This is a genomic window from Mycobacterium sp. NGS39 (genome assembly GCF_059812765.1).
This window is the reverse complement of record NZ_JCALDH010000009.1, coordinates 113,181-129,632: the sequence shown is the minus strand read 5'-3', so window position 1 is coordinate 129,632 and position 16,452 is coordinate 113,181. Positions and strand designations below refer to the sequence as shown.

Annotated in this window: 14 protein-coding genes; 5 read left to right on the top strand and 9 right to left on the bottom strand. The window is 67.3% G+C overall.

Annotation, left to right across the window (positions count from 1 at the left end; genetic code table 11):
- Positions 1–5: 5 nt before the first annotated feature.
- From AC5Y39_RS14415 to AC5Y39_RS14405, 3 genes are all read right to left on the bottom strand, one after another.
- The gene (locus AC5Y39_RS14415) at positions 6–158 is read right to left on the bottom strand and encodes a hypothetical protein (protein WP_500017704.1); all 153 of its coding nucleotides are present in this window, start codon (positions 156–158) and stop codon (positions 6–8) included.
- Positions 159–256: 98 nt separating this feature from the next.
- Positions 257–736 (bottom strand): hypothetical protein, encoded by a 480-nt coding sequence (locus AC5Y39_RS14410; protein WP_500017705.1) that lies wholly within the window; start codon positions 734–736, stop codon positions 257–259.
- A 73-nt stretch (positions 737–809) separates the two neighbouring features.
- A complete protein-coding gene (locus AC5Y39_RS14405; protein ID WP_500017706.1) occupies positions 810–1,850 on the bottom strand; it encodes an FHA domain-containing protein in 1,041 nt (346 codons plus the stop codon).
- 186 nt (positions 1,851–2,036) lie between these two features.
- Between AC5Y39_RS14405 and AC5Y39_RS14400 the strand changes: the two genes are divergently transcribed.
- Positions 2,037–2,309, top strand: coding sequence for a WhiB family transcriptional regulator (locus AC5Y39_RS14400; protein WP_499912463.1), 273 nt, complete (start codon positions 2,037–2,039; stop codon positions 2,307–2,309).
- A gap of 104 nt (positions 2,310–2,413) precedes the next feature.
- Here the strand turns inward: AC5Y39_RS14400 and AC5Y39_RS14395 are convergent, their stop codons facing one another.
- Together AC5Y39_RS14395 and AC5Y39_RS14390 are read right to left on the bottom strand one after the other, a co-directional pair.
- Positions 2,414–3,457, bottom strand: coding sequence for a phosphotransferase family protein (locus AC5Y39_RS14395; protein WP_500017708.1), 1,044 nt, complete (start codon positions 3,455–3,457; stop codon positions 2,414–2,416).
- A gap of 126 nt (positions 3,458–3,583) precedes the next feature.
- On the bottom strand, positions 3,584–4,567 hold the full coding sequence (locus AC5Y39_RS14390; RefSeq protein ID WP_500017710.1) for an Rv3169 family protein: 984 nt from the start codon (positions 4,565–4,567) through the stop codon (positions 3,584–3,586).
- A gap of 50 nt (positions 4,568–4,617) precedes the next feature.
- On the opposite strand from AC5Y39_RS14390, the gene AC5Y39_RS14385 reads away from it, so the two are divergent.
- The 3 genes from AC5Y39_RS14385 to AC5Y39_RS14375 all read left to right on the top strand — a co-directional run bounded on the left by AC5Y39_RS14385 (position 4,618) and on the right by AC5Y39_RS14375 (position 11,695).
- Positions 4,618–5,232 (top strand): TetR/AcrR family transcriptional regulator, encoded by a 615-nt coding sequence (locus tag AC5Y39_RS14385; protein ID WP_500017711.1) that lies wholly within the window; start codon positions 4,618–4,620, stop codon positions 5,230–5,232.
- A 426-nt stretch (positions 5,233–5,658) separates the two neighbouring features.
- A complete protein-coding gene (gene gltB, locus AC5Y39_RS14380) occupies positions 5,659–10,236 on the top strand; it encodes a glutamate synthase large subunit (RefSeq protein WP_500017713.1) in 4,578 nt (1,525 codons plus the stop codon).
- A complete protein-coding gene (locus tag AC5Y39_RS14375) occupies positions 10,229–11,695 on the top strand; it encodes a glutamate synthase subunit beta (RefSeq protein ID WP_500017715.1) in 1,467 nt (488 codons plus the stop codon). The genes gltB and AC5Y39_RS14375 overlap by 8 nt, the downstream gene beginning before the upstream one ends.
- Positions 11,696–12,065: 370 nt before the next feature.
- Here AC5Y39_RS14375 and AC5Y39_RS14370 read toward each other — a convergent pair whose 3' ends face one another.
- Positions 12,066–12,911 carry an LLM class F420-dependent oxidoreductase gene (locus AC5Y39_RS14370; protein ID WP_500017717.1) on the bottom strand — a complete coding sequence of 282 codons (846 nt, stop codon included), beginning with the start codon at positions 12,909–12,911 and terminating at the stop codon, positions 12,066–12,068.
- Between the two features lie 40 nt (positions 12,912–12,951).
- On the opposite strand from AC5Y39_RS14370, the gene AC5Y39_RS14365 reads away from it, so the two are divergent.
- Positions 12,952–13,956: a PHP domain-containing protein gene (locus AC5Y39_RS14365; RefSeq protein WP_500017719.1), complete on the top strand. Its 1,005-nt coding sequence runs from the start codon at positions 12,952–12,954 to the stop codon at positions 13,954–13,956.
- On the opposite strand, the gene AC5Y39_RS14360 is transcribed toward AC5Y39_RS14365, so the two are convergent.
- The 3 genes from AC5Y39_RS14360 to AC5Y39_RS14350 form a co-directional block, all read right to left on the bottom strand.
- Positions 13,929–14,462, bottom strand: a complete 534-nt coding sequence (locus AC5Y39_RS14360; protein ID WP_500017721.1) for a TetR/AcrR family transcriptional regulator — start codon at positions 14,460–14,462, stop codon at positions 13,929–13,931. The genes AC5Y39_RS14365 and AC5Y39_RS14360 overlap by 28 nt on opposite strands.
- A 72-nt stretch (positions 14,463–14,534) precedes the next feature.
- Positions 14,535–15,728: a DNA polymerase IV gene (gene dinB, locus AC5Y39_RS14355; protein WP_500017723.1), complete on the bottom strand. Its 1,194-nt coding sequence runs from the start codon at positions 15,726–15,728 to the stop codon at positions 14,535–14,537.
- 29 nt (positions 15,729–15,757) lie between these two features.
- Positions 15,758–16,399 (bottom strand): TetR/AcrR family transcriptional regulator, encoded by a 642-nt coding sequence (locus AC5Y39_RS14350; RefSeq protein WP_500017725.1) that lies wholly within the window; start codon positions 16,397–16,399, stop codon positions 15,758–15,760.
- Between the last annotated feature and the right edge of the window lie 53 nt (positions 16,400–16,452).

The following is a 16,452-nucleotide window of genomic DNA, read 5'->3' as shown; positions in this document are numbered from 1 at the left end:
CGGCCTCACATCCATGGCCGGCCCAGGTCAGCTTCCAGATCTTCGCGCGGCGCGAACGGCCGCGGCGGCTGAGGCGCGCTGGGGCCACCGAAGAGCTGTTGGGCGTGCTGCAGCGCGGTCAGTACCGCGTTCGCTTGCTGCTGCAGCCAGACTTCCATCGCGACCCCCTTCGTCGCGCCTCAGCGTAACCCGCTGTTGAGGGCTGTTTCAGCGCGAATTCTGCGCACCCCGCCGGTCGCCGCGACGCCGGAATCGATCAGTCGTACGACACCAGCCGCAGCTGGTCGGCCAGCTCGGCGGCTCGCTGGTGGTGCTCGCTCACCAAGGCCTGTTGGCGGCCGACCTCGGCGTGCAGCGCCGCGAGCAACGACAGCTGACCGCCCGGCGTGGCCGCGAGCTCTTCATGACGATCGACGTGTGCTCGGGCGGCGGCAAGTGTCGACCGGGAGGCGGCCGCAGCGGTGTTCTCGGCTCGCGCCGCATCGTCGAGGACGCGGTGCAATGCCTTGTCGGCATCGGCGAGCTGCGTCAATTTGGCGGCGCGCTCGTGGGCGAACGTCGTGTAGCCGGCGATCGCCGACCCCGCCATGTCCGGTGTCGCGGTGCGCCGCACGAGATCGGCGAGTTCGGACAGCTGCGGCGCCGGCGCCGGCGGTTCGTCGGCCGCCGAACCGAACAGAGAATCGGCGCGCGCGAGCACGTCGCGCGCGTGGTGAACCGAGTCCTCCAAGGGCATGCCATCAGTATCGGACATGCCGCGGGTGGTTCGGTGCGCAAAGTCGGCACCCTTGCTCGCGTGCGTGCAGCGGCTAAGCCGGTTGCTGGAACTGGGCCAGAAACCGCTGGATCGCCGCGGCGTCGTGCTCGCTGACCGGTTGTCCTGCCTCGAGCGCCTCGACCAGCTGCGCCGACACACCGATCGCATTGCCGATCTCGGCTGCGGAGAGGTTGGCCCGCCGCCGGGCCGCGAACAGCCGCTGGCCCAGCGTGGCGTCCGGCGCGGCCGCAGCTCGAAACATCAACTCCTCGTATCGTTTTCGCACCGCGCTCAGGGCCATCACGACCGCGGGCATACCGCGGCTCTGGCGTGCGGCCCGGGCGACGACCGCCTCCAACTGCCGCAGATCCGCGAGGATCACCGCTGCCCGCCCCGCGAAGTCCCCGGCGGACTCGTCGGGTAGCGCATCGATGGCGGCGGCGAACGTCTTCATCGCGACATCTACCGCGCCGACGATCAACGGCGCCTGGTCAGCGTCGGCCTCCGGCTCTGAACGCTGGCCCGGCACGGCGCCGCCATTGCGGATGTTCGCAATGGTTCCGGGCGGCCACTGCAGAATTTCCTCCAGCTTGGCGCGGGTGCGTTCGCGTGGCCAGCTGCGTCCCTTCTCGAACGCGATAAGCGCGCCGGCGTTCATGATCCGGTATTTGGCCAGTGTGCGCTGGGTGATGTTCAGCTCTCGCCGACGCGCGGCCACTGCGGCCCCGGCACGGGCGATTCCGCTGTCGACGGGCTCGTCGTCGCCGGCTGTCGCGGGGGGGTCGATGGCGAACCGGAATGTGACAGGCATGCCGTCGGGATCGCCGAGGTGGATGGTGAGGCCGTCGTGGATGTCGACGACCGTGCGGCGCACGCCGCCGACGAACATGCCGGTGCGGGTGCCGGCGTCGACCGCCCGCCAGCCACCGGGATCGCTTTCGAGGCGGACATGCACCAGCGAGATGCGCGGATCGGTCGCCGGCACGTCGGCCTCGGTCGACCGTCCGATCGTGGCGGGTGAGCGATCGGGATTGAGCTGGTAGACCGCGCCTGAACACTCGACCGTCAGCGTCGGCGGCGCAGCGGTGTCCATCGACGATCACTCTATCCGGCTACGCCGACGCGGCCGAGCAGGCGGACCGTATCTTCGCTACGGTTTGGCGACCGTGATACGCCCGATTGCACATGGGATACAGCCGCGCGCCGCGAAAAAGCGTTGCAGCGCTACGGAACGACTGCTACGGTTCTGCGCGTAACGCCGCACAGAAGGAGTTCCGACATGACCGTGGTGGTGGAACGGCCCGCGACCGAGTTCGAGATCGCCGCGTGCACCCGCGACCCTGACCGCTGGCTGACCGCCACCGACGAAGCCACCAAAGCGGTGTGCCGGGCATGCCCGCGGCGCTGGCTTTGCGCCAAGGAGGCGTGCGAAATGCCCGCGGCGCAAGGCATGTGGGCGGGCGTGGTCATCCCGGAAGGAGGCCGGGGGCGCGCGTTCGCGCTCAAGCAGCTGCGGTCGTTGGCGGCACACGGCGGCTACGCCGTCCAGTGAGCCCGGCCAGTGACCGGCCGGGCTGGGCCCGTCGGGGGAGGTCCGGCCCGGCTGCCGGCCGTGGTAGACGAGGGGTGACCACGGCCGGCAGGGCCTGGCGCCGGCTATCCCAGCAGCTGGCGGATCCGTTCCACGCAGAAGCCGGCCAAGTCGAAGTCTTCGGTGATCAGTCCGTCGCCAAGCAGTTTGGCCTGCAGGCGCAGCACCGGTGCCGACAGCGCGACCGCGGCCAGCACCTCGTTGTAGCGCAGGTTGCGTACCGGCCAGCCGGTCAGCTGCTCGTAGCGGGCGATCGTCTCCTCGCGGCTGGGTGTACCGGCAAGCCGGGGAATCTGCTGCTGATCGCTGTACGACCAGTCCAGAAACAGCATCCACGCGAGATCGGCTTCGTGGTCACCGATGTAGGCGACCTCCCAGTCGAGCACTGCCGCGACCTCGTAGCCGGGTCCGAACAGTACGTTCGACAGGCGGCTGTCGCCCCAGCACAAACACAGATGCTCCGGCTCGTAGATGTTGTCGGCGAGCCAGTCGACAGCCGCCAGCAGCTCGGGGCGCGGCCGCTCACCCATCGCCCAGCGCAGCGTCGACCCGTAGTAGTCGACCACCTGCCGCAGCGGATGAGCACTGGAAGCCGGGCACAACAGCGACTCCAGCCGCAATGCGCGCCAGTCCAATTCGTGGATGTCGGCGATCGCCTGCAGACATCCCCACCACATCGTCGAGCGCTGCTCTTCGGTCGCATCGAAGTACAGGCCCTCGCTGTGATACGACGGGAAGTCACCGGGGCTGCCGATATTGGGCACCTGTTCCATCACCAGGTACGGGCTGCCGACGTCGCGGCCGGACCGGTCCAGCCACAGCACCCGCGGCACTGGAATTGCGGTGTGCGCCAACCGATTCATCACCAGCGCTTGGCGCAGGATGTCGTAGTCCGGATACAGCGCCACGGCCGGGGGGCGACGAAACACCAATCGCCGCAGCACCACGCCGTCGGCATCGGCGACGTCGAACAGGTATGTCTCGGTGGACAGTCCGCGCTCGGCCGCACGCCAGTTCACCACCCGTGCGTCCCGCGAAATCCGTTGTGTAACAGCGTCTTGCAACAGAACAGGCAGCTCTTCGGCGGTGGGCCGCGCCGAGGCCGACATCAGTAACCCGCGTAGCCGTAGCGGTCGTTACGGCCCATGAACACCATCTCGACCAGGCCGTGGCCGGTGGCGTCACCGCAGCGCAGCGTGCACAGCGTCTCGCTGAGCATGCTGACTTTGGCGACCTCACTGAGATCGGTGGTGTCGACGAGCGAAGTGGTCGAGGTAGCTGGGCCCGCGCCAGTAACCCGACGCGTAGCCGCGGTATTCGTCATAACCGGCGAAGCCAGGCCAGAAGTCGGTGACCGGGGTGATCGAGAGGGTGTCCTGCGAGCCGTCGTCGGCATGGATGGTGACCTCGCCGCCGGCGATCACCCGCGGTTGTTCAGGGCGGAACACGAAGTCGTGGTCCACGCTGACGATCTTCTGGCTGGGCTTGCCGGTGGAGATCGGGTAGAGCAACTCGCCCTCGTAGTGCCAGATCCGGCCGTCGGCGTCTTCGCGTTGCGCGAAATGCACCAGGCGGTCCTCGAATTGGAAGATGCCCATGAAATACAGGACACCGTCGGGGATTTCATGCGGTTGCAGGATCTGCGACTCGGGCAGATTGCCGCCTCCGCCGCCGCGCCGCACGCCCCAGCTGTGGTCACGGCCGAACACCCACGTGTCTGGCCGGATCTCGATTCGGTGGTCGGCGGCAACGATCGAGCCGGTGGCGTGGCCGTTCTGGTAGAAGCGGCGGGCGTCCTCGTCGACGCGGCCGCGGTGCCGGAAGAACGCCGGCGCCTGCTCGTAGCACGGGAACACCCCGGAAAACGTCAGGTCCATGCTCATGGCGTCGGTGTCGAGCGTGGCTTGCACCTGCCGCAGCGGCTCGACGATGCGGTAGCCGTACGGGCCCACTTGCCATGACGCGATGCCGTCGACCCCCGCCGAGATTTCGCGCGACGCCCGCACCACATGCGCCTGCCCGTCGACGGTGGCCATCGCGTACGCGTCGGTGACGTTGCGGTTGGGGTAGCGGGCCATGCCTGTCATCAGGCTGGTGCCGGTGGCCGGGTCGAAACCGTAGATCACCACCCGTTCGGTCCAGCGCAGATCCGACTGCTCGACGTGGTCGAACGTCGTCGGCAACTGGTGACACAGCAACTCGTCGTGGGCGACCAACATGCCGGAACGCTATATTACGTTACGGCACGTAATCAATAGGGAGCACGCTTTTGTCTGCGCTCTACGAGTCGGTCCGCGTCGGACCCGGACGGCCCCGCGATCCCGCGATCGCGGCGGCCATCATCGCGGCCGCCCGGGCCGTCGTCGCCGAACGCGGCTACGAAGACACCACCCTGGCCGAGATCGCCCGGCGCGCGAACGTGAGCATCCCGACCATCTACCGGCGCTGGGCCAGCAAGGCCGAGCTGCTGGAAGAAGCGGTGCTGCACCTCGACACCTTCGACCTGCCCGAACCCACCGGAGATCTGCGCGCCGACCTTCACACCTGGGTGAGGCTGTTCCTCGACGTCGCCAGCGAGCCGGCGGCGCGGGCGGCGGTGCCCGGACTGCTGGCCGGATACAGCCGCGACCCTGACAGCTACCAGCGCCTGCTCACCCGCGGCGAGCTTCCGGTGCGCGCCGCTTTGGACGCGTTGATCGCCCGGGCGGTCGCTGAGGGCAAAGCGGCGCCGGGCTGCGACGCCGATGTGGTGTTCGACATCATCCGCGGCGCGACGTTCCTGCGGGCCATGACGCACGCCGACGAGGGGGCAGATGAGTTCTGCGCCCGGATTGCGGCCGCCGTGCACCGCGTGGTGAGCGTCACAGCAAACGATGAGAATTAACTTAACCAGCGATTTCTACGCTCAGGGCGATGAGTCGAGAATCACAGCAAATCCGCTGTCGCTCTGTTCCTGAGTGCACGCCGCACGGGCGTAGCATGAATCGACAAGCGGCACAGCCGATTCGGGTCAGGCCCGGACCGCTTTGGAGACTCCCGCCGACGGCGGGGCACTGAGCGGCGAGGGTGGACAAAGTTGGCATGTCAGGGCCTGTTTGTCATATCGTTTTCAGCACTTGTCGCAACCGGGACAAGTGCGCCGTTCAGCGTCGTACGGCTGCATTCCCTCCGCGGGATTCGGCCCCTCTTTTCGGCCGGAGTGAACCGGCCCAGAATTGACAAGTCCGAGGGTGCGACCCACCGCCCAGGGAGCACACCGTCGGCAACCGAGAGAGACTTTCGCGAAAGCGTGCGGAAAAGGTAGGTGGGAATGGCGCCCAGCAGTGTCGGGCTCTACAACCCCGCGTTCGAACACGACGCCTGCGGCGTCGCCATGGTCGTCGACATGTACGGCCGGCGCAGCCGCGACATTGTCGACAAGGCGATCACCGCCCTGTTGAACCTCGAGCACCGCGGTGCGGCCGGGGCCGAGCAGCACACCGGCGACGGTGCGGGGATCCTGATCCAGGTTCCCGACGAGTTCCTGCGGGCGGTCGTCGATTTCGACCTGCCCGAGGCAGGTAGCTATGCGACCGGGATGGCGTTTTTGCCGCAGTCGTCCAAGGAGGCCGCGGAGGCCTGCGCTGCGGTGGAGAAGATCGTCGAAGCCGAAGGACTCGAGGTGCTGGGCTGGCGCAACGTGCCCACCGACGAGTCGTCACTGGGCGCGCTGGCCCGCGACGCGATGCCGACCTTCCGCCAGATCTTCATCGGCGGTGCGTCGGGCATGGATCTCGAGCGCCGGGTCTACGTCATCCGCAAGCGCGCCGAGCACGAGCTGGGCACCAAGGGTCCGGGCCAGGACGGTCCCGGCCGCGAAACTGTCTATTTCCCAAGCCTTTCCGGCCAGACCCTGGTCTACAAGGGCATGCTCACCACCCCGCAGCTCAAGGCGTTCTACCTCGACCTGCAAGACGATCGGCTGACCAGCGCGCTGGGCATTGTGCACTCGCGCTTTTCGACCAACACGTTCCCGTCGTGGCCGCTGGCCCACCCGTTCCGGCGGATCGCGCACAACGGCGAGATCAACACCGTCACAGGCAACGAGAACTGGATGCGCGCGCGCGAGGCGCTGATCCGCACCGACGTGTTCGGCACGGACGTCGAAAAGCTGTTCCCGATCTGCACGCCGGGCGCGTCGGACACCGCGCGCTTCGACGAGGTGCTGGAGCTGCTGCACCTCGGCGGCCGCAGCCTCGCGCACGCGGTGCTGATGATGATCCCCGAGGCGTGGGAGCGCCACGAGTCGATGGACCCGGCGCGCCGGGCGTTCTACCAGTACCACTCCTCGCTGATGGAGCCGTGGGACGGCCCCGCGTCGATGACGTTCACCGACGGCACGGTGGTGGGCGCGGTGCTGGACCGCAACGGGCTTCGGCCGTCGCGGATCTGGGTCACCAGCGACGGACTGGTGGTGATGGCCTCAGAGGCCGGTGTTCTCAACCTCGACCCGTCGACCGTGGTCAAGCGAATGCGTCTGCAGCCCGGCCGGATGTTCTTGGTGGACACGGCTCAGGGCCGCATCGTCTCCGACGAGGAGATCAAAGCAGAGCTGGCCGCCGAGCACCCGTATCAGGAGTGGCTGGACAACGGGCTGATCGCTCTGGAGGAATTGCCCCAGGGTCCGTACGTGCGAATGCCGCACCACCGAATCGTGTTGCGGCAGTTGGTGTTCGGTTACACCTACGAAGAGCTGAATTTGCTCGTCGCGCCGATGGCACGCACCGGCGCCGAGCCCATCGGCTCCATGGGCACAGACACCCCCGTCGCAGTCCTGTCGCAGCGGCCGCGGATGCTCTACGACTACTTCCAGCAGTTGTTCGCCCAAGTCACCAACCCGCCGCTGGACGCCATCCGCGAGGAAGTGGTGACCAGCCTGCAGGGCGTGATCGGCCCTGAGGGCGACCTGCTGTCGCCCGACGAGAACTCGTGCCGCCAGATCGTGCTGCAGCAGCCGATCCTGCGCAACCATGAGCTGGCCAAACTGGTCAACCTCGACCCCGACGCGGAGGTCAACGGTCGCCGGCATGGCATGCGCACCACGGTGATTCGCTGCCTTTACCCGGTGGCCAAAGGCGGCGCCGGGTTGCGCGCCGCGCTCGACGACATCCGCAGGCAGGCGTCGGCGGCGATCGCCGATGGCGCCCGCATCATCGTGCTGTCAGACCGCGAGTCCGACGAGAAGATGGCCCCCATCCCGTCGCTGCTGTCGGTCGCAGCGGTGCATCACCATCTGGTGCGGGAGCGTTCGCGCACACTGGTCGGCCTGGTGGTCGAGTCCGGTGACGCCCGCGAGGTGCACCACATGGCCGCGCTGATCGGCTTCGGCGCTGCGGCGATCAACCCGTACATGGCGTTCGAGTCGATCGAGGACATGCTCGATCGCAAAGTGATCACCGGGCTGGATCGCGAGAAGGCGCTCGCCAACTATGTGAAGGCCGCCGGCAAGGGCGTGCTGAAAGTCATGTCCAAAATGGGCATTTCGACGCTTGCGTCCTACACCGGCGCGCAGCTGTTCCAGGCCGTCGGCATCAGTCAGGCCGTGCTCGACGAGTACTTCACCGGGCTGACCTGTCCGACCGGCGGCATCGACCTCGACGACATCGCCGACGACGTCGCGCGTCGGCATGCGTTGGCGTTCCTGCCCCGGCCCGAGGAGCGCGCACACCGCGAACTCGAGGTGGGCGGCGAATACCAGTGGCGCCGCGAGGGTGAGTACCACCTGTTCAACCCCGACACGGTGTTCAAGCTGCAGCACTCCACCCGCACCGGCCAGTACAAGATCTTCAAGGAGTACACGAAGCTGGTCGACGACCAGTCCGAGCGGATCGCTTCGCTGCGCGGGCTGCTGCGGTTCAAAGAGGGTGTGCGCCCGCCGGTGCCGATCGAGGAGGTCGAGCCGGCCAGCGAAATCGTCAAGCGGTTCTCCACCGGCGCGATGAGCTACGGCTCGATCTCCGCCGAGGCGCACGAGACGCTGGCGATCGCGATGAATCGCCTTGGCGGCCGGTCGAACTGCGGTGAGGGCGGCGAAGATGTCCGCCGCTTCGAGAAGGACCCCAACGGCGACTGGCGGCGCAGTGCGATCAAGCAGGTGGCGTCCGGCCGGTTCGGTGTCACGTCGCACTACCTCACCAACTGCACCGACATCCAGATCAAGATGGCCCAGGGCGCGAAACCCGGTGAGGGAGGCCAGCTTCCGGGTCACAAGGTGTATCCGTGGGTGGCTGAGGTTCGGCATTCCACCCCGGGCGTCGGCCTCATTTCGCCGCCGCCGCACCACGACATCTACTCGATCGAAGACCTGGCGCAGCTGATCTACGACCTGAAGAACTCGAACCCAGCCGCGCGTGTACACGTGAAGCTGGTGTCCGAGAACGGTGTCGGCACGGTAGCTGCCGGCGTGTCCAAAGCGCACGCCGACGTGGTGCTGATCTCCGGGCACGACGGCGGCACCGGCGCGACGCCGCTGACGTCGATGAAGCATGCCGGAGCGCCGTGGGAGCTGGGCCTGGCCGAAACGCAGCAGACGTTGCTGCTCAACGGGTTACGTGACCGGATCGTCGTCCAGGTGGACGGCCAGCTCAAGACCGGGCGCGACGTGATGATCGCGACGCTGCTGGGCGCCGAGGAGTACGGCTTCGCCACCGCGCCGCTGGTGGTGTCGGGCTGCGTCATGATGCGGGTGTGTCACCTCGACACCTGTCCGGTGGGGGTGGCCACCCAGAACCCCGAGCTGCGCAAGCGCTACACCGGCAAGCCGGAGTTCGTCGAGAACTTCTTCATGTTCATCGCTGAAGAAGTGCGAGAATACTTGGCGCAGTTGGGTTTTCGCAGCATCAACGAGGCGGTGGGGCAGGTCGGCGCCTTGGACACCGCGGTGGCCGCCGAGCACTGGAAGGCCCGCAAGCTGGATCTGTCGCCTGTGCTGTACGAGCCGGAGTCGGCGTTCATGAACCAGGATCTGTACTGCAGTTCGCGTCAGGACCACGGTCTGGACAAGGCGCTGGATCAGCAGCTGATCGTGATGAGCCGCGAGGCGCTCGATTCCCAGACGCCGGTGAAGTTCTCCACCACGATCTCCAACGTGAACCGCACCGTCGGCACCATGCTGGGCCATGAACTCACGAAAGCCTATGGGGGACAAGGGCTTCCCGACGACACCATCGACATCACGTTCGACGGGTCGGCCGGTAACAGCTTCGGTGCGTTCTTGCCGCGCGGCATCACGCTGCGGGTGTATGGCGACGCCAACGACTATGTGGGCAAGGGGCTCTCGGGTGGCCGTGTGGTCGTGCGGCCGTCGCGCAACGCCCCCGAGGGTTACGTCGCCGAGGACAACATCATTGCCGGCAACGTGGTGCTGTTCGGCGCCACCAGCGGCGAGTGCTTCCTGCGTGGGCAGGTGGGCGAGCGGTTCGCGGTGCGCAACTCCGGCGCGCATGCGGTGGTCGAGGGCGTCGGCGATCACGGCTGCGAGTACATGACCGGCGGCAAGGTGGTCATTCTCGGGCCGACCGGACGCAACTTCGCCGCCGGCATGTCCGGCGGAGTGGCCTACGTGTACGACCCGAATTCGGTGCTGTCCGAACATCTGAACCCGGAGATGGTGGAGTTGGAAGAGCTCGACGACGACGACTTCGAGTGGCTGCACCGGATGTTGACCAAGCACGTCGACGCCACCGACTCAGCCCCGGGCAAGCGCGTCCTGGCGCACTGGGGTGCCGAGCGGCAGCGGTTCGCCAAGGTGATGCCCCGTGACTACAAGCGGGTGCTGGAGGCGATCGCCGAGGCCGAACAGAACGGCACCGACGTCGACGAAGCGATCATGGCGGCGGCCCATGGCTGATCCCGCCGGCTTCCTCAAGTACCGTCAGCGCGAGCTGCCCAAGCGGCGGCCCATCCCGCTGCGCATCCGCGACTGGAAAGAGGTCTACGAAGACTTCCCGCACGACAAGTTGCGGATCCAGGCGACCCGCTGCATGGATTGCGGAATTCCGTTCTGCCACAACGGTTGCCCGCTGGGCAACCTGATTCCCGAGTGGAACGACCTGGTGCGTACCGACCGCTGGCGCGACGCGATCGACCGGCTGCATGCCACCAACAACTTCCCGGAATTCACCGGCCGGCTCTGCCCGGCGCCGTGTGAGGCGTCATGCGTACTGGGCATCAACCAGGATCCGGTGACCATCAAGCAAGTCGAGGTCGAGATCATCGACAACGCCTTCGAGCAGGGCTGGGTGACCCCGATCCGGCCGTCGGTGCTCACGGGCAAGACCGTCGCGGTGGTGGGATCCGGGCCGGCCGGACTGGCGGCAGCGCAGCAGCTGACCCGCGCCGGCCACATGGTGACCGTGTTCGAGCGCGACGACCGCATCGGCGGGCTGCTGCGCTACGGCATTCCGGAATTCAAGATGGAAAAGCGCCACATCGACCGTCGGCTCGCGCAAATGGAAGCCGAAGGCACGGTGTTCAAAGCCAGCGTGAACGTCGGCGTGGACATCACCGCCGAGCAGCTGCGGGCCGACTTCGACGCGGTGGTGCTGGCCGGCGGCGCGACGGCGTGGCGCGACCTGCCGATCCCCGGACGCGACCTCGACGGCATCCATCAGGCGATGGAGTTCCTGCCGTGGGCCAACCGGGTGCAGCTCGGTGACGACGTCTTGGGTCCGGACGGCGAGCCGCCGATCACCGCGAAAGGCAAGAAGGTGGTCATCATCGGCGGCGGCGACACCGGCGCCGACTGCCTGGGCACGGTGCTGCGACAGGGCGCCACCGAGGTGCACCAGTTCGAGATCATGCCGCGGCCGCCGGACACCCGAGCGGAGTCGACGCCGTGGCCCACCTATCCGCTGATGTTCCGAGTGTCGTCGGCGCACGAAGAGGGCGGCGAGCGGGTGTTCTCGGTCAACACCGAGGAGTTCATCGGCAGCGAAGGCCACGTGACGGGGCTGCGTGCGCATGAGGTGCGGATGCAAGACGGCAAGTTCGTCAAGGTCGAGGGCACGGACTTCGAGCTGGAGGCCGATCTGGTGCTGCTGGCGATGGGCTTCGTCGGGCCGGAACGCGAAGGTCTGCTGACCGATCTCGGGGTGGAGTTCACCGAGCGCGGCAACGTCGCCCGCGACGACGACTTCGCCACCAGCGTGCCGGGCGTGTTCGTGGCCGGCGACATGGGACGCGGGCAGTCGCTGATCGTGTGGGCGATCGCCGAGGGCCGGGCGGCCGCAGCGGCGGTGGACGACTACCTGATGGGCGTCACCGCGCTGCCCGCCCCGATCAAGCCGACGGCCGCACCTCAGCGCTAACCACAAACAAGTCTCGACACGCGGTCGAGAGTTTTTGGCGCGCCTCCCAAAGTTTGCCGTAAATCAGGTGTTCAATGATTGAACGTTGGTGGTGCGGTGTACCCTTACCACTGCGCAAATATCTGAAGCTGGTTCACCGCAGGAGTGTTCATCGTGCACCTGAACCCGATACCCCGGTCTCGGGTGGGTCGAATTGCCTGGTCATGGTTTCGACACCCCGTGAAGAGCCGCGAGTTTCCAGCTAAGCACGAGCGCCTGGTCACTGCGGACGAGTTACTGCGTTACGGCGTCTGACCTGCCGAACGCCACGGTCAGCGCATGAAGCGTTGAGGTTGCTGGCCTTTGCTGACCGTTATCAATCCGTTACCGTCTAGAGCAATCCCGAATCCCTGATCGCCGTCGCCAGCGGCTCGAGCACGTCGGGAGTGTGCGGCACCGGAAGGTAGACGATCGCCAGGCCCAGCCCTTCTTCGCCCAGCGCCGCCGCGTCTGCCACCACCTTGGCGTAGTCGCGGTCGTCGTCGAGGCGCACATGCGCCGACAGCATGATCTCCTTCGGATCCCGGCCGATGTCGGCGCAGTGGGCAGCCAGCACGTCGCGCTTGCGGGCGAACTCCGCAGGTGGCCCACCCACGAAATTCCAGTGCTGGGCGTAGCGCGCGGTGATGCGCAGCGTGCGCTTCTCGCCGCTGCCTCCGATGCAGATCGGCGGATGCGGGCGCTGCGGGCCCTTCGGCTCGTTGCGCGCCGCCTTCAGGTGGTAGTACTTGCCGTCGAAATCCGTGGTCTCCTGCGACAGCAGCCCGACGAGCACCTGGCAGGCCTCTTCGAAGCGGTCGAAGCGCTCTTTGATGGAGCCGAGCTCGATCCCGTACGCGCCGGATTCCTCTTCGTTCCAGCCCGCGCCGATGCCGAGCTCCAGCCGGCCGTTCGAGATGATGTCCAGCGCCGCCGCCATGTTGGCCAGCACCGCCGGATGCCGGTAGTGAATGCCGGTGACCAGCGTGCCCAGGCGCAGTCGGCGGGTGGCCTGGGCCAGCGCGGTCAGCGTGGTCCAGCCCTCCAGGCACGGCCCGGCCGGGTCGGAGAAGATCGGGTAGAAGTGGTCGAACGTCCAACCGGATTCGTAGACGTCGATGTCGTCAGCTGCCCGCCAGACGGCCAGCATGTCCGACCAGGTGGTGTTCTGCGGTGAGGTTTTGAACGCGAATCGCACCGGGCCGAGGGTAGTCGCTGCCGCTGGGCACACTGGAGTCATGGATCCGGTAGCCGCGCTGCGTGAGATCGCCTACTACAAAGACCGCGCGCGTGAAGAGCCACGGCGTGTGATGGCGTACCGGCGCGCCGCCGATGTGATCGAGGCGCTGGACGAGGCCGAGCGCGACCGGCTGGGGCAGACGAACGGCTGGCAGAGCCTGTCCGGGGTCGGCCCGAAGACCGCGAAGGTGATCGCCGAGGCGTGGTCAGGTCAGGTGCCACAGCTTCTCCTCGAATTACGCGCTGGCGCAAGCGATTTGGGTGGCAGCGAGATCCGCGCCGCGTTGCGGGGCGATCTGCATCTGCATTCGAACTGGTCCGACGGATCGGCGCCGATCGAGGAGATGATGCAGGCGGCCAAGGCGCTGGGGCACGAGTACTGCGCGCTGACCGATCACTCCCCGCGGTTGAAGATCGCCAACGGGCTGTCCCCGGAGCGGCTGCGCGCACAGCTCGATGTCATCGACGAGCTGCGCGACGAGCTGGCGCCAATGCGGATTCTCACCGGCATCGAGGTGGACATCCTCGAGGACGGGTCACTGGACCAGGAGCCCGAATTGCTCGAGCGGCTGGACGTCGTGGTGGCCAGCGTCCATTCCAAGTTGTCCATGGACGCCCCGTCGATGACACGCCGGATGGTGCGAGCGGTGTCGAATCCGCTGGTCGACGTGCTGGGACACTGCACCGGCCGGCTTGTCGACGGCAACCGGGGCCTGCGGCCGGAATCGAAATTCGACGCCGAAAAGGTGTTCACCGCCTGCGCGGAGTACGGCACGGCCGTCGAGATCAATTCACGCCCGGAACGCCGGGATCCGCCGCGGCGCTTGATGGATCTGGCGTTGCAGATCGGGTGCGTGTTCTCCATCGACACCGACGCACACGCGCCTGGGCAACTCGAGTTCTTGGCCTACGGCGCGCAGCGGGCGCTGGACGCCGGTGTGCCGGCCGAACGGATCGTCAACACCTGGCCGCTCGATCAGTTGCTGGCCTGGAGTCGCGGCTGAGCGTCCTGAGGGTAGAGCGCGGCGTCGAATTGCTCAGCCAACTCCCGGTCGGACAGCGCAACTGCCTGGGCCAGCACCCGCGCGCCGACGAAGCACGTCAAACTCGACACGGCGCGGTCGTGGCTGCCGTACCGCTCGGTGAGCATGTCGAGGAACTCGCGGATTCCCTTCGCGAACACGGCGCTGAGGCCGGCCTTGCCCTTTGCGGCCTCGCTGAGCATAGCGGCTGACACGCACGCGCCGAACTCGTCGTCACGCAACCGGTCGAGCGTGCAATCTCCTTCGCGCATGGCGTTCATCGAGCGAGCGAACGACGCGCGGCAGGCCTCGTTGACGAGATCGTCTTTCGACGAGAAGTGGTTGTAGAAGCCGCCGTGAGTGAAACCGGCATCGGCCATCACCTCGGCGACACCGACCCCGTCGACTCCACGCTCTGAAAACAACCGAATGGCGCTGTCGATGATGCGCTGCCTGTTGAGTTCCGCCTGTTTCCTGGTGACGCGCATGAACCAGTTCCTCCCGTGTTGTTGCTCTGCGGTTACCCGGCCCGTAACGGACTCATGCCTGTTTTGCTGTGGTCAATCCGGCAGATGCGGCATCTCCAAGCCGGCGTCGCGGCCCAGCAGCACAGCGCGGGTGACCGCACCGGTGCCGTAGCGCCGGCGCACGAGATCCAGTGCCCCGTCCAGCGCGACGCCGTCGGGCGCCGAGTCGAAGGGCAACTCGAGTTGGTGAACACCGTCGCGGTCGATGTTGGCGACGCTGAAGCCGATCAGGGTCAGGCCACGCTGGGCGATCAAAGGGGTTGCCGCACAAACCAATTCGCGCGCAGCCGTCAAGAGCGGCGCGGTGGAGGCGGTGGCTTGGGGCAGCGTGTGCGAGCGGGTCGCGCGGCCGAAGTCCTCGAAACGCATTCGCAATACCACGGTGCGGCCGGTGCGTCCGGCGGCGCGCATCCTGCGGGCGATGCGTTCGACGAGCGTGACGACCGTCACGTCGATGTCGGCGGCGCTGTGCCGGCCTCGGCCGAGCGCCCGCTGGGCGCCCACTGAACGCCGCCGAACACCGGTCTGTACCCGGCGCGAATCGACATTGCGTGACAGCGCGAACAGCCGCCGGCCCATCGCCGGCCCGACGAGCGACGCCAGCATCGGCTCGCCCAGCTCGGCGACGTCGGCCACAGTCTCGAGCCCGTGCGCGTGCAACTTCTCGGCGGTCACCGCGCCGACGCCCCACAGCCGGCGTACCGGCAGCGGCTGCAGGAAGGCGAGTTCCCGTTCCGGAGCAACCAACAGCAAGCCGTCGGGCTTGGCCACTTGGCTGGCCACCTTGGCGAGGAACTTCGTCCGCGCGATGCCCACGGTGATCGGCAGGCCCACGCGCTCGCGAACGTCGGCCCGCAGCTTTTCAGCGATGTCGACGGGCGCCCCGGCAATCCGGCGCAGTCCGCCGACGTCCAGGAACGCCTCGTCCACCGACAACGGCTCGACCATCGGTGTGGTGTCGCGGAACACGTCGAACACCGCGTCGGAGGCCGCGCTGTAAGCCGACATCCGAGGCGGCACCACCACCGCGTGAGGGCACAGCCGCCGGGCCTGGCCGCCACTCATCGCGGTGCGCACGCCGTAAGCCTTGGCCTCGTAACTGGCGGCCAGCACCACTCCGCCGCCGACGATCACCGGCCGCCCGCGCAGCGCGGGATCGTCACGCTGCTCGACCGACGCGTAGAACGAGTCGAGGTCGGCGTGCAGGATGCTGGCGTCACGACCCACAACCCCATCGTCGCGCCGTGGTCTGACACCTATGGCGTGCGGCCGTAGATGCTGGTCAGCCAGACGTGGGTGAGGGTGTCGACGAGCCGGTCCTCGGGAATCGACGGCCGTTCGTCGTTGAACGCTGCTGTCATCGCCCGTTCGTTCATCAGGTTCAGCGCCGTCGCGAGGTCCTCGGCGGGGATGGTGTCAGGTGCCGCGCCGCGTTCGCGTTCGGCGCGGATCAGGGCCGCGGTGTTGTCGACGCACTTCTGCATCAGCGTCGACCAGAGCTCCCGGATCGCGCTGTCGAGCACCAGCGCTGGTGCGCCGGCGCGGGCGACGGCCTTATGCGCGCTGAACGCCTCGAAGAACGCGCTGATCCCGATGCGCCAGCCTTTGGCCGGGTCGTCGGGCAGTTGTTCGGCGAGCCCGTCGAGCGCGGCGTTGGCTTCCTCGACCACCCGATCGAGCAGCGTCAGCATGACCGCGGTCTTGGACGGAAAGTAGAAGTAGAAGGTCGGGCGCGAGATCCCGGCACCACGGGCCAGATCGTCGACGGAGATCTCGGTCATCGCGCGCTCTTCGAGCAGCCGCTCGGCCGTACGCAGGATCGCCGCCTCGCGATCGTCACCGGAGGGCCGCGACGAGCGGCGGCCACGGGAGGGTGCGGAAGCGGTCACGGCAGGCACTCTACGCCATGTCGACGTTTTCGACACTACGTTGACCGACTCGACACTGTGTT